The 13,418-nt window shown below is 65.9% G+C and carries 11 protein-coding genes; 5 read left to right on the top strand and 6 right to left on the bottom strand.

All coding sequences use genetic code 11. The features are described 5' to 3' along the window. Window positions 1-101: 101 nt before the first annotated feature. Complete coding sequence (locus tag MSP7336_RS12460; protein ID WP_069395445.1) at window positions 102-599, bottom strand: beta-class carbonic anhydrase; 498 nt, start codon at window positions 597-599, stop codon at window positions 102-104. Between the two features lie 167 nt (window positions 600-766). Between MSP7336_RS12460 and MSP7336_RS12455 the strand changes: the two genes are divergently transcribed. Genes MSP7336_RS12455 through MSP7336_RS12440 form a run of 4 tightly spaced genes read left to right on the top strand, consistent with a single transcriptional unit; the run spans window position 767 to window position 6,150 of the window. Then, window positions 767-1,744: an ABC transporter permease gene (locus MSP7336_RS12455; RefSeq protein WP_069395446.1), complete on the top strand. Its 978-nt coding sequence runs from the start codon at window positions 767-769 to the stop codon at window positions 1,742-1,744. Further along, a complete protein-coding gene (locus tag MSP7336_RS12450; RefSeq protein ID WP_069395447.1) occupies window positions 1,741-2,655 on the top strand; it encodes an ABC transporter permease in 915 nt (304 codons plus the stop codon). The genes MSP7336_RS12455 and MSP7336_RS12450 overlap by 4 nt, the downstream gene beginning before the upstream one ends. Beyond that, entirely contained in the window at window positions 2,652-4,502 is a 1,851-nt protein-coding gene (locus tag MSP7336_RS12445) for a dipeptide ABC transporter ATP-binding protein (RefSeq protein WP_069395448.1), read from the top strand. Before MSP7336_RS12450 ends, MSP7336_RS12445 begins: the two co-directional genes overlap by 4 nt. Further along, on the top strand, window positions 4,495-6,150 hold the full coding sequence (locus MSP7336_RS12440; protein ID WP_113963808.1) for an ABC transporter family substrate-binding protein: 1,656 nt from the start codon (window positions 4,495-4,497) through the stop codon (window positions 6,148-6,150). Before MSP7336_RS12445 ends, MSP7336_RS12440 begins: the two co-directional genes overlap by 8 nt. A 72-nt stretch (window positions 6,151-6,222) precedes the next feature. Here the strand turns inward: MSP7336_RS12440 and MSP7336_RS12435 are convergent, their stop codons facing one another. From MSP7336_RS12435 to MSP7336_RS12420, 4 genes are all read right to left on the bottom strand, one after another. After that, window positions 6,223-7,812: a GMC family oxidoreductase gene (locus MSP7336_RS12435; protein WP_113963807.1), complete on the bottom strand. Its 1,590-nt coding sequence runs from the start codon at window positions 7,810-7,812 to the stop codon at window positions 6,223-6,225. 70 nt (window positions 7,813-7,882) lie between these two features. After that, on the bottom strand, window positions 7,883-8,341 hold the full coding sequence (locus MSP7336_RS12430) for a nitroreductase family deazaflavin-dependent oxidoreductase (protein ID WP_069395451.1): 459 nt from the start codon (window positions 8,339-8,341) through the stop codon (window positions 7,883-7,885). Window positions 8,342-8,386: 45 nt separating this feature from the next. Further along, window positions 8,387-11,005 carry an AAA family ATPase gene (locus MSP7336_RS12425; protein WP_113963806.1) on the bottom strand — a complete coding sequence of 873 codons (2,619 nt, stop codon included), beginning with the start codon at window positions 11,003-11,005 and terminating at the stop codon, window positions 8,387-8,389. Continuing rightward, entirely contained in the window at window positions 11,002-12,171 is a 1,170-nt protein-coding gene (locus MSP7336_RS12420) for a metallophosphoesterase family protein (RefSeq protein ID WP_069395453.1), read from the bottom strand. Before MSP7336_RS12420 ends, MSP7336_RS12425 begins: the two co-directional genes overlap by 4 nt. Before the next feature lie 110 nt (window positions 12,172-12,281). On the opposite strand from MSP7336_RS12420, the gene MSP7336_RS12415 reads away from it, so the two are divergent. Beyond that, window positions 12,282-12,788 (top strand): SixA phosphatase family protein, encoded by a 507-nt coding sequence (locus tag MSP7336_RS12415; RefSeq protein WP_069395454.1) that lies wholly within the window; start codon window positions 12,282-12,284, stop codon window positions 12,786-12,788. A 77-nt stretch (window positions 12,789-12,865) separates the two neighbouring features. On the opposite strand, the gene MSP7336_RS12410 is transcribed toward MSP7336_RS12415, so the two are convergent. Continuing rightward, window positions 12,866-13,408, bottom strand: a complete 543-nt coding sequence (locus MSP7336_RS12410) for a DUF3558 domain-containing protein (protein ID WP_069395571.1) — start codon at window positions 13,406-13,408, stop codon at window positions 12,866-12,868. Between the last annotated feature and the right edge of the window lie 10 nt (window positions 13,409-13,418).

Below are 13,418 nucleotides of genomic sequence, written 5' to 3'. Positions count from 1 at the left end.
ATTACCGTGTATAAAACCAGCCCGAAGCGCGGCTGTCAATCAAGTGGTCGAGCGTGAACTACGGGATCCGAGTGTTCACACTCGATGCGATCGGTGCCGTCCTAGGACGAGAGCTTCACCTCGTTGAGCTTGCCGGTGGCGACGTCGAAGATGAACCCGCGCAGCGACTCGTGCAGGGTGATGAAGGGGTTGGCTTCAATGCGGCGCAACGACTGCCGCACGTCCTCCTCCACATCGGGGAACGCTTCGGCGGCCCACGGCGGCTTGATGCCGGTCTCGTCCTGGATGGCGCGCTTGAACTCGTCGTCCTTGAACGTGAGCATGCCGCAGTCGGTGTGGTGGATCAGGATGATTTCCCGAGTGCCCAGCAATCGCTGGCTGATCGCCAGGGACCGGATCGCGTCATCGGTGATCACCCCGCCGGCGTTGCGGATGACGTGGGCTTCGCCTTCGTTGATCCCGAGGGCGCGGTAGACATCCAGGCGCGCGTCCATGCAGGCAACAATCGCGACGTGTTTGCTGGGTGGCATCGGCAGCGGGCCGTTGAATGAACTCGCGTACCGGGCGTTATTGGCCAGATAGTCCTCGGTAACCGTCACGCCAATCTCCTTGCTTGTTTGCTGGATCGAGCACTTCGGGCGGCTGATTCTAACAATTCGATCGCTGCGGTTCACCCGTAGAAATCAGCCGGATCGGATCTGTTGGCATGAAACGGCCGGGGCGTCTCCTACGCTGGCGCCATGAGCCACGGGTGGGACCGGCGGGCATGATCCGCTTCCTGACGCGTCGGTTGCTCAACTACATCGTGCTGCTGGCGCTTGCGACGTTCTTGGCGTACTGCCTGACCTCACTGACGTTTCATCCGCTGGACAGTTTCGTGCAGCGCCACCCCCAGCCGCCGCCGGAGGCCATCCACGCCAAAGCCGTCGAGCTCGGCTTGGACAAACCCATACCGGTCCGATACGCGAAGTGGATTTCGGGCGTGGTGCACGGCGATTTCGGCACCACGGTGACCGGTCATCCCGTTTCCGATGAGCTGTGGCGCCGCATCGGTGTCAGTCTGCGCCTGGTCGTGATCGGTTCGGTGCTCGGCACCGCGATCGGCGTGATCGTGGGCGCCTGGGGTGCGATACGTCAGTATCGGCTGAGCGATCGGGTGATCACGGTGCTGTCGCTGATCGTGCTGAGCATCCCGGTGTTCGTGCTGGCGGGCCTGCTCATCCTGGCCGGCCTTCGGATCAACGATTTCGCCGGTGCCCGGATCTTGCTGTACACCGGTGAGACATCGCCAATCCCGTTGGACAATGCCTGGGATCAGTTCGTCGACCGCGTGCAGCACCTCATATTGCCGACGCTCACACTGGCGTTGGGTGCGATCGCAAGCTTCAGCCGCTATCAGCGCAACGCGATGCTCGACGTACTCGGTGAGGATTTCATCCGGACCGCTCGCGCCAAGGGCCTGACCCGCCGACGCGCGCTGTTCAAACACGGTTTGCGTACCGCGTTGATTCCGATGGCCACGTTGTTCGCCTACGGGGTCAGCGGGCTGGTCGTCGGCGCGTTGTTCGTCGAGAAGATCTTCGGGTGGCACGGGATCGGCGAATGGGCGTTGCTCGGTGTGTCGACTCAAGACACCAACGTGGTCGCGGCGATCACGCTGTTCACCGGCGCGGCGATCCTGCTGGCCGGACTGCTATCCGATGTCTTCTACGCGCTGCTGGATCCGAGGGTGCGGGTGTCATGACCACCGAAGTCCGCTCTGGCATCCATCCGGCCGGTTTCGCATCGCGGCGAAACCTGTTGATGCGTCGCTTCGTTCGTAACAAGCCGGCGGTAGTGGCGTTGATTTTGCTGGTCCTGTTGTTTATCGGCTGCTTCGCCCTGCCGCCGCTGCTCCCCTACGGATACAACGATCTCGACTACGACGCACTGCTGCAACCGCCGTCCGTGCGACATTGGTTCGGCACCAATAATCTCGGCCAGGACCTATTGGCCCGCACTCTGCGGGGCATGCAGAAGTCGTTGTTGATCGGCATCTGTGTGGCACTGATTTCGACCACCATCGCTGCCACCGTCGGATCGGTGGCCGGCTACTTCGGCGGCTGGCGCGATCGGGCGCTGATGTGGTTGGTAGACCTGGTGTTGGTGGTGCCGAGCTTTCTGCTGATCCTCATCGTGGCTCCGCGCGCCAAGCACTCCAGCAGCATTCTGTGGCTCATCGGGCTGCTCGCGGTGTTCAGCTGGATGGTCAGCTCACGGATGGTGCGTGGATTGACGATGAGCCTGCGAGAACGCGAATTCGTCCGTGCGGCACGGTATATGGGCGTCCCAAGCAGGCGCATCATTGCCCAGCACATTATCCCCAACGTCGCATCGATTCTGATCATCGACGCGACGCTCAACGTGGCCTACGCAATTCTGGCCGAAACCGGTTTGAGCTTCTTGGGTTTCGGTGTTCAGCCGCCCGACGTTTCGCTGGGGACGCTGATCGCCGACGGCACCCCGTCGACCACCACGTTTCCCTGGGTCTTCTTGTTTCCGGCCGGCGCGCTGGTGCTGACCGTGTTTTGCGCCAACCTCGCAGGGGACGGCCTGCGCGATGCCTTCGACCCCCGCAGCGGGTCGGCGCTCGGCAAGAAGCGGCGGTCGAAGTGACGACCTTGCTGCAGGTGACCGATCTCAACGTCACCTTCGAAACGGCCGACCTGGATGTGCCGGCGGTGCGGGGCACGAGTTACCACATCGACCCGGGCGAAGTGGTCGCCATCGTCGGGGAATCCGGCTGCGGGAAGACCACCGCCGCCATGGCCGTCGCCGGCTTGCTGCCCGAGTACGCCCGGGTGAGCGGATCGGTGCGGTTACACGGCCAGGAGTTGCTCGGATTGTCCGACCAGGCCATGTCGCGCATCCGTGGCAAGACCATCGGCACCGTCTTCCAGGACCCGATGTCGGCGTTGACGCCCGTCTACACGGTGGGCGACCAGATCGCGGAGGCCATCACGGTGCACAACCGCGGTATCGGTCGAGCGGCTGCCCGCAAGCGTGCCGTCGAGCTGCTCGAGCTGGTGGGCATCGCGCAGGCGCAACGCCGCGCGAAGGCCTTTCCGCATGAGTTGTCCGGCGGTGAACGCCAGCGGGTGGTGATCGCGATCGCGATCGCGAATGACCCCGATCTGTTGATCTGCGACGAACCGACCACCGCCCTGGATGTCACCGTGCAGGCGCAGATCCTCGATCTGCTGCGAACGGCGCGTGACGTCACCGGCGCCGGCGTGCTGATCATCACGCACGACTTAGGTGTGGTGTCGGAGTTCGCCGACCGGGCGCTGGTCATGTATGCCGGACGTCCGGTCGAAATCGCCGGTGTCCAAGAGCTTTACCGCAACCGTCGGATGCCGTACACCGTTGGGTTGCTGGGTTCGGTACCGAGGCTCGACGCCCCGCAGGGGACACGATTGATCCCGATACCCGGTGCGCCGCCGACAATGTCGTCACCGTTTCCCGACAACTGTCCGTTCGTACCCCGGTGCCCGCTGGCGATCGACGAATGCCGCTCTGCCGAACCGGATCTCGTCGCTGTCGGCGACGACCATTGGGCGGCCTGCATCCGCACCGACGACGTCGCCGGCCGCAGCGCCGCCGACATCTTCGGGGTATCGACAGCACCATCCGGCGTTGCCGACACCGACGGGCAGCCACCGGTCGTGCTGGAGGTGACCGACCTCGCCAAAACGTACCCACTTACCAAGGGGGTGGTGTTGCGCCGGAAAGTGGGTGAAGTGCGCGCGGTGGACGGGATCAGCTTCACCCTGCAGCAGGGCCGCACGTTGGGCATCGTCGGCGAATCCGGCTCAGGCAAATCGACCACCCTGTCGCAGATTCTCGAGCTCGACAAACCGCAGGCCGGCTCGATCAAGATTCTCGGCGCCGACGTCGGCGGGCTCGACTCGGCTACCCGCCGCACGTTGCGCACCGAGCTGCAGGTGGTATTCCAGGATCCGGTGGCGTCGCTGGACCCGCGGCTCCCGGTGTTCGACGTCGTCGCTGAACCGTTGATCGCCAATGGGTTTGACCGACGCCGGCGTGAGGAACGGGTCGCCGAGCTACTGCAGATCGTCGGGCTGAATCACGCCGACGCCAGCCGCTATCCCGGCGAGTTCTCCGGCGGGCAAAAACAGCGCATCGGTATCGCCCGGGCACTGGCCTTGCAGCCCAAGATCCTTGCGCTCGACGAGCCGGTGTCGGCGCTGGACGTTTCGATCCAAGCCGGGATCATCAACTTGCTGCTGGACCTGCAGGCGCAGTTCGGATTATCGTATCTCTTTGTGTCGCATGACCTTTCGGTGGTCAAACATCTCGCGCACCGGGTGGCCGTGATGTACAAGGGAACAATCGTCGAACAGGCCGACGGCGAACAGATTTTCACCAACCCGCAGCACGAGTACACCAGGCGCCTGCTGGCTGCGGTTCCGCGGGCGCACCCGGAGGCATCCAATGGTTAGGCGGCTTGCGGTACTCGCGGTGGCGGCGCTGTCGGTCGTCACCGGCTGCTCGAGCGGGTACCAGGACCTTCCGCAGGCCAGCGCCGCACGCGTCGGCACCACCAGCGACATCAATCCCCACGATCCCGCGACCTTGCGCGACGGCGGCAACCTGCGGCTGGCGCTGACGTCGTTCCCAGAGAACTTCAACGTGCTCCACATCGACGGCAACACCGCCGATGTCGGTTCGATTGTCGCGCCCACGCTGCCCGGGGCGTTCATCACCCAGGCCGACGGGTCGCTGAAAGTCAACACCGACTACTTCACCAGCGTCGAACTGACCAGCACTGACCCGCAAGTGGTCACCTACACGATCAACCCGAAAGCCGTGTGGAGCGACGGCACTCCACTCACTTGGGAAGACCTCAAAGCCGAAGTCGAAGCGTGTAGCGGGCGCGACGAGCGGTACCTGATCGCCAGCAGGGCCGGGTTCGAGCGAGTGAAGTCGGTGACCAGGGGTGTCGATGATCGCCAGGCCGTCGTCACGTTCGCTCAGCCGTACTCGGAGTGGCGCGGGATGTTCGCCGGCGGTATGCAGCCTCGCAGCATGACGTCGAACCCGGATGTGTTCAACAAAGGCCAGCTCGACGCCCCCGGTCCGTCGGCGGGCCCGTTCATCGTGTCCACGATCGACCGGGCCGCGCAGCGCATCGTGCTGACCCGTAATCCTCGCTGGTGGGGTGCCAAACCGCGGCTGGACTCCATCACGTTCCTGGTGCTCGACTCCTCCGCCGTCATTCCGGCCCTGCAGAACAATGCGATCGACGCCGCCGGTGTGGGCACGCTCGACGATATGGTCACCGCCCAGCGCACGCCGGGCATCGTGATCCGGCGAGCGCCGGCCCCCACCTGGTACCACTTCACCTTCAACGGCGCACCGGGATCGATCCTGGCCGACGAAAAGTTGCGGCTGGCCATCTGCCGGGGCATCGACCGTCAGGCGATCGTCAACGTCGTGCAGCATGGCCTCACCGAACACCCGGTGCCGCTGGACAACCATGTCTTCGTGGTCGGCCAGGTCGGCTACCAAAACAACAGCTCCCCAGCGGCTTTCGATCCAGAGCAGGCCCGCAGAGACTTGGACGCACTGGGCTGGAAGCTCAACGGGGCAGTGCGCGAGAAGGACGGTAAGCAACTGGTCATCCGAGACGTGTTCTACGACTCGCCGACCGCCCGCCAGATCGCCCTGGTCGCGCAGCAGAACCTGGCGCAAGTCGGTGTCAAGCTGGTGCTCGACGTCAAGCCGGGTACCGGGTTCTTCAGCCAATACGTCAGCACCGGTGATTTCGACATCGTGCAATTCGGTTGGGTGGGTAACGCTTTCCCGCTCTCTGCGCTGCCTCAGATCTACGCCTCGCACGGCGACAGCAACTTCGGCAAGATCGGCAACGCCGAAATTGATGCCAAGATCGACGAGACGCTGTCCGAGCTCGACGAAAACAAGGCGCGCGCGCTGGCTAATGAGGTCGACGCGATGATCTGGCAGGAAGGTTTCAGCCTGCCGCTGTTCCAGTCGCCCGGTGACATCGCGGTGCGCAGCACCCTCGCCAACTTCGGCGCCACCGGCCTGGCCGATGTGGTCTACACCGCCGTCGGATTCACTCGCTGACCCTCTGCGCCGCGAAAGTGCATTCCACGACGCATTTCACGAGTAACACCGTCGGTAGTTGCACTTTCGCGGTTAGGAGGAGATGAGGTCGGTGGCTTTTTCGCCGATCAACACCGAAGGGGCGTGGGTGTGCCCGCGGATGATGGTGGGCATCACCGACGCATCGGCAACCCTGAGCCCCTCGACGCCGCGGACCCGCAGCGCGGGATCCACCACGCTGGCTTCGTCGCTGCCCATGCGACAGGTGCCCACCGGGTGATAAAGAGTGTGCGAGCAGCTGGTCAGCGCCTCCTCGAGGGTGGCATCGTCGAGTTTGGTGGCGCCCACGGGCCGCGCGATGGCACCGAGTAGTCCGTTCAGCGGCGCGGTTTCGGCCATCCGGGCGCACATCCGCAGACCGGCCATCATCACGGCGCGGTCGGCGCCGTCGGGGTCCGACAGATAGCGGGGGTCGATTATCGGCTTGTCAAACGGGTCGGCTGAACGCAACAAAATCTGCCCACGACTTCGCGGCGTCAACAGGATCGGGCCGAACACGACCGCATGGCCGGGATACGGGTCACCGATGCCCTGGTCGAAGTACGGTGCCGGAGCGAAGATCAGCTCCAAATCGGGCAGCTCCACATCCGGACGGCTACGAACGAACCCGTACGCCTCACCGACGTTGGAGGTCAGCATGCCGCGGCGCCGCAGCAGATAATCGATCAGCTGCTTCGGTTTTTCGGCGGTGTAGAGACTGTCCTGCTGCACGTCGAAGCCCAGCGGGGTGACCAAGTGGTCGAGCAGATGCTGGCCCACTTCGGGGGCGTGGTACACCGCATCGATGCCGTGGTCATCGAGGTGGTCGGCATCACCGATACCGGAGAGCATGAGCAGCTGGGGGCTGTTGATCGCGCCACCGCACAGCACCACCTCCCGACGCGCTTCGACGACGCGACGCTGGCCGCCCTGGTCGAATTCCACGCCGACCGCGCGGCTGTCGTCGATGACGACGCGGGTGGCGGTCGCCCCGGTGAGCACGCGCAGGTTCTTTCGCCGCATCGCGGGCTTGAGGTAGGCGTCTGCGGTGCTCCACCGTGCACCCCGGTGCTGCGTGACGACGGTTTCGCAGAAGCCTTCCGGCTCAGGGGCATTGGGGCGTCCGGCGGCAAATCCGCACTCCCGCGCCGTCGCCAGCCAGGCCGTCGTCAAGCTGCGGGGGCTGCGCTGCCGTGACACCTTGATCGGACCTGTCACACCGCTGTCGTCGCCGCTGATGAAATGCCACGCGTCGGTGGCGTTCTCGATGCGGCGGAAGTAGCTCACTACCTGTGCGTAGGACCATTCGGGGCCGGCGTGGGTGGCCCACTGGTCGTAGTCTGCGCCGAACCCGCGGACCCACATCATCGCGTTCATCGACGACGATCCGCCGAGGACCTTGCCGCGCGGCCAATAGATCTCGCGGCCACCCAGCTCCTTCTGCGGTTCGGTCAGGTAATTCCAGTCCAGCTCGCTGCGGAAGAGCTTGGAGAACGCGGCCGGGATGCGAATGAATTTGTTGGTGTTCGGCGGCCCGGCCTCCAGGGCGACCACCGAAACGGCCGGGTCGGCGCTGAGCCGATTTGCAATGACAGCGCCCGCCGACCCTGTTCCAACGACCACATAGTCGCAGTTCAGATCCATGGCTCACCGCCTCTGCGGCTGAGTGTATTAACAGAGGCGGCCGATGCTCGTTGAATCGATAATTTGCCCGCTAAGCCGGCTCGCAGACCACAACCGGAATCACCCGGTCGGTCCATGACTGGAATCTGGCCCACCGCGGGTTCAGCGCGACCAGTCGCGGCCACAGTTGCGCCCGTTCGGCGTCGTCGGCGACTCGCGCGCGCATGCTGCGGATCTGCGACCCGATCTGCACCTGCACTTCTGGGTTGGCGAGGAGGTTGTGCACCCACTGCGGCTGTGTGGGCAGGCCGCCCTGTGCGGCCACCAGGACCACCCGGTCACCGTCGGCCAGGTAGACCAGTGCACGCGTCCGCGGTAGCCCGCTCTTGCGGCCAGTTGTGGTCAGCAAACACACCGGTAGGCCCAGCTCTCGGCCCCCGATGCGCCCACCGGTGGCTCGATAGATCGCGACGTTGATCTTCGAATACCACTTCATCAGGCGCGGAGCCAGCAACGAGAAAAGGACGGGCGGCCTTTTGGGCGACGACATTGCCCGAGTGTAAGTGGCGCACACTGGCCGACAACGCGGCGAGCGCTAGGCGCTCAACTCGATGCGGTGGGCGCCTTTGACTCCGTCGTATCGGGCCGGCATGCACGTCAACACGATGACTTGGCCGTTGGCGGCCAGCGTGTCGAACACTTGCGCCATCCGCGCCAACCGTTCGGGGTCGGTGAAGCCCAGCGCGTCGTCGATGAGTACCGGGACGGTGTCCTCCTTGGCGACCAGCGCCGCTCCGGCCAGTCGCGCCAGGATGCCGAGTTGTTCCTTGGCGCCACCGGACAACGAGTCATAGGGCACCGTGCAGCCGTCGAGGGTGCGGCTGCGGATACACAAGTCAGTGTCGACGTCGACCTCGAAGCTGGGCCCGAACACCGGACGGCCCAGTCGGTGCAGCTCGGCGCGGAACGGCTCCACGTAGCGCAACCGGGTGGCGTCGCGGTGCCGTGCCATCACCGATCGCAACAGCTGCACAGCTCGGGCTCGCCGGCCGACTCGGTGGTACTCGCTTCGGGCGTGCTCGTATATGGTTTCGGCGGCATCGAGTTTGCCCTGACGGCCTTCGGTGCCGAACACAGCGAGTTCAACAGTGATCTCGCGCAGGGCTTGCGCGGCCTCGTCGTGGCGGGTCCGTAACGCCTCGACTGCCTCGGTGGCTTGCGCCAACGCGGCGGCTACCACGTCCGGCTCGGCAGTGGCCAGCTGTTCGGACAATTCGGTGACCCGCTGCTGGGCGGTTTGCGCCTTACGCCGATCGGCGTCGGCGGCTACTGCCAGGTCATCGTCGGTGACGGAAGCCCGTTGCTGGACCAGCCGATCGGTGGCCGCGGCCAGCTCGGCCTGTTGAGTCGCGAGCTTGTCACGCAACACTGTTGTCTGCGTGGCGATCTCGGAATGCTTGGCGATCGCCACGGCCACCACCTTACGGTGGGTCTCCACCTCACGCGCGGCCTGGGCATATGCCGCGTCCGCCGCATCGAGTTCGGCACGGGCCGCGGCACTGTCGATGGCGGGGTCGGTGTGAGCCGACGAATCGGCACGCAGCTCAGCCAGCCGCGCGCGCAGTTGCTCAATCTTGTCGTCGCCGCACAACCCGGTCAGGACTGCGGTGAGCCGGTCCTGTTGTTGCAGCAAGTCGCGGCGCAGCCGGCCGGTTTCGCGGGCCGCCGCCACGTCGCTCACCTGTCCGGCAGCCAGTGCGGCGGTGAGTTCGTCTTGCGCCGCCGCGTATTTGCTCTGTACCTCGACCGCACTCACGCCGGGGCTGAACCGCGCCGTGACGACGCCGGGAACGGTGACTTCGGTTGCGGCGCTGGCGGTCATCGACCAGCACTGCCCGGCGGGCAGTGATACCGGTTGCCCGTCGACGGCAAGTTCGATGTCGGTGGCCGCGGTGAATTCCACTGTCGTGGAGATCAATGCGAGTTGCCCCTCGGCGCGGTCAAGCGCGGCCGCGGCCTGCTCGATTCGCTGCAATCCGTCGTCGGTCAACGCGATCGCGGCGCGCTCGGCACGGATCTTTTCGAGATCGGCTTGGGTAGCGTCGATCTTGGCCAGCCGGGCCGCCAGCCGCTCGGCCTCCTCGCGGCGGGACACCTCGTCCACCGTGCGACGAGCGGACTCGGCCCGCTGCCGCGCGGCCGCCACGACCCGTTCGGCTTGCTCGACCGCTTGCTCGGCGGCCACGACGACCTTTTGCGCGGTGGACTCTGCCGCTGCCATTTCGTCGACCTCGGCCTGTAATGCGGCCAGTGTCGCTGTGCGAGACTCGATTTCGTCCCGCAGCCGCAGCCGTTCGGCGTGCGCGGTCGACGAGGTGGTGCTGGTCGCGGACGCGGCGGTGGCGATCAGCTGTGCGTCTCGCAGTTGTTCGGTGAGCTCGTCGACTTTGTCGGCGGCGGCTTGGGCGGCGGCATGCCGGCTGTGCGCCGCCTCTTGCTGGTGCGACAGCTCGGCGAGTTCGGCAGTCAACGCGGCGTGGCGACGCACACGCTCGTCGATCTCGGCGACCGCGGCCGCGCACCGCGCCACCTCCGCTTCGGCATCATGCAGCGCCGCAGTGACGGCGGCCCACTCCCCCGTCGGGCGCCCGGTCGGGGTGAAGTAGCGGGCGTATTCGGCGTCGATGCGCTCAACCAGCAACGGCTCGTTGCCTGTCAGCGCGGCGGCGTCTCCGGCGGCGACGTCGAGCGCGCGTGACAACGCATCACAGCCGGACAGATCCACCGCGGCCGTCGACGCCGCCTGCAGCACCCGTTGGGCGTGCCACAACTCGGTGTCCACCGTCTCGGCCAGCATCGCGCGCACCCGTTCGTGCGCCTCATCGCCGGTCAGCTGTTCGCGCCGCGGCGTTAACACTGTCAGTTGCGTCTGGGACTTCTTGTGAAAGCGTTTGTGGTAGACGAATCGATATGGGCCAGTGCTGATTTCCGCGGTGACCTCGGAGCCGACGTCGGAGTTGGTCGGCTTGACCTGCTTGACTTCCTTTTTCGCAGAGCGGTCCTTGAATTCCAGCAGTAGATCCAGCGCCTCGATCATCGACGATTTGCCGATTTCGTTGGCCCCGCATACCACCACCACTCCCTGGTCGGGGAAGTCGATCTCGCGATGGGTGATGCCGCGGTAATTGCTCAGGACCAGCCGATGCAGCTTCATGCCGCGCCTCGATCGCCTTGATCGCCTCGATCTGCGAGCCGCAGCAACAGCGCCAACGCCGCCTGGGCGTCGTCGGCAGTCTCGGGGTCGCCCGCGCGCGCCGTCACCACCAACTCCTCGACGGCCGCCGCCGCGAAGCCGCCGATGCCCAGGTCGTCGAATTCGCCGTCGCCCGGGATGACGGCCAGGTCGGTGTGGCGATCCCAGCAGCCCAGCCAGGCGAACAGCCGCGAGTACCTGTCCAGGCAGGAGTCCAGTGCGGCGCGGTCGGTGACCGTCAGCGAACCGACCAGCGCCAGCCGCACCACCGTTCGGTCCTTGTCGGGAATCTGATCGAGATTGACGTCCAAATCGGCGATGTCGCGGTTGTCGTCGAGCTGGTGGTGCAGAGTGAGGAACCGCCAGCGGCCCACCCGGCGGGCCTGCACCGTGACGGGGCGTGCCGGATCGGTTTCGTCGACGTCGACGACGAGCACGTGGCCGGGGTGGGGTTCGACGTCGTCGAAATTGGTGACTTCCGGTGAACCGGAATACCAGACCCGCCCGCCGGCGCCGACCTCGGTGACCGAATGCTTGTCGCCCAACGCGACGTAGTGGATCGCGCCGCGGGACAGGGCATCCTGCAGGGCGGCCAGCCGGATCAGCGCCGGGTTGGTGGGATCGGGGTCGAGCACGTCGACGCCCCCGTGCGCGACCAGGATGCGGGTGACGCCGTCGACCGGCAGATCGGCGAGCACCTCGGCGGTCAGGTCGACGCCGGGCGATTTGGACCGCCAGGGCGCCGCGACGATCTGCAGGCCCGCCCGCACCTGATGGATGCCGGCGTGGTCGAGCACCACCACGTTGTCGGGGCATTCTGCTTTGAACAGCGCGCTGGTGTACACCGACGAGGCATCCAGCGGGTCATGGTTGCCCGGCAACAGGTAGACGGGAATCCCGATGGCGCGCATGGCTTCCAGCGACTGGCTGATCACCTGCGGGTCGAGTTGGTTGTGCTCGAAGACGTCACCGGCCACCACCACGAACTCGGCGCCGACCTCGGCGGCCAGCTGCCCGAGCCCGGCCACCGCGTCGCGGCGGGCCGCCGAATACCGTGGCTGGGCTTCGCCGGCCAGGAAATGACGCGTCATGCCGAGCTGCCAGTCTGCGCTGTGCACGAACCGCATGTCGCATCCCCTCTCTCGCCCTTCTCCTAGCCGGGCACCGCGAGTGTAGGACCGGCTCCCGACAAGTCCGGGGACCTCGATCGGCATGCCCGTGCCCTACCGTGGGTCGGGTGAGTGAGCCACGCCGGACGCTGGTGCTGCTGCGGCATGCGAAATCTGCGTATCCGGACGGCGTGGCCGACCACGACCGGCCGCTGGCGCCGCGGGGCGAACGAGAGGCGGGGCTGGCCGGCGAGTGGCTGCGCGCGAGCCTGCCGACCATCGATGCCGTGCTGTGCTCGACCGCCACGCGGGCGCGACAAACCTTGCTTCGTACCGGGGTCGAGGCGCCGGTGCGCTACGTCGAGCGGCTTTATGGAGCTACACCGGGAATGGTGGTCGAGGAGATCAACGGTGTCGCCGACGAGGTGACAACGTTGCTCGTCGTCGGGCACGAGCCCACCATGTCCGCGGTGGCCGCCGTCCTGGCCGGCGCCGAGGGCACCGATCACGTTGCGCTCGACGCGATCGCGGCGAAGTTCCCGACGTCGGGCATCGCGGCGTTGCGTTTTGCCGGCCAGTGGGCAGACCTCAGTCCGGGCGGCGCAGCGCTAGTCGGGTTCCACGTGCCGCGCTGAGATTGACACCAGCGCGGCGTGCTCTCGAACTTTCTCGCGGTGACGTCGATCTCGACGCGCTAGCAGCGCTAGCAGCGCTAGGAGTTCGTCGACAGCGTCAGCTCCATGAGCTTGATCGCCTGCGCGCACGCATCGATGCCGGGGGCCTGCGGGTTGACCCACCAGCCGACCACCCCGGCGGCGTCGCTGGCCACACCGCAGGAACCGTTGGGGTCGTTGGTCCGCATCACGATCGATTGCACACCATTGATGGAACGGTTCTCGATCTGATACTTGAGGTTCTCGGCGACCTTGCGCTCGTTGGCCAGACTGCCCTGCTCGAACCAGAACCGGGTGATGTCGATCAGGCCAGCCGGGTTGGCCGCCTGCCACCGGCATATCGCGCCGACGAAGGTGCTCTGGATGTCCAACGGGTCGGCGCCGACCGTCTTGGCGAGGATGTCGGTGGTCAGCACTTCGCATTCCTTGAGCAGGTTCGGGTACTGCTGTTCGGAGTTGTTGTTGCGCTGCACGTCCCCGGAACCCGCCTTGACCGCGGTGCCGCCCACCGATCTGGTGCAGCCGGTCAGCACCGCCAACACCGTCAGCGGCACGGCGAGGCTAACCAGAAGCCGGGTCAGCTTTGAGCGG

It is taken from the genome of Mycobacterium shimoidei (assembly GCF_900417275.1).
Classification (GTDB): domain Bacteria; phylum Actinomycetota; class Actinomycetes; order Mycobacteriales; family Mycobacteriaceae; genus Mycobacterium; species Mycobacterium shimoidei.
The sequence above is the reverse complement of the archived record's forward strand: the minus strand, read 5'-3'. Positions and strand labels throughout refer to the sequence as shown.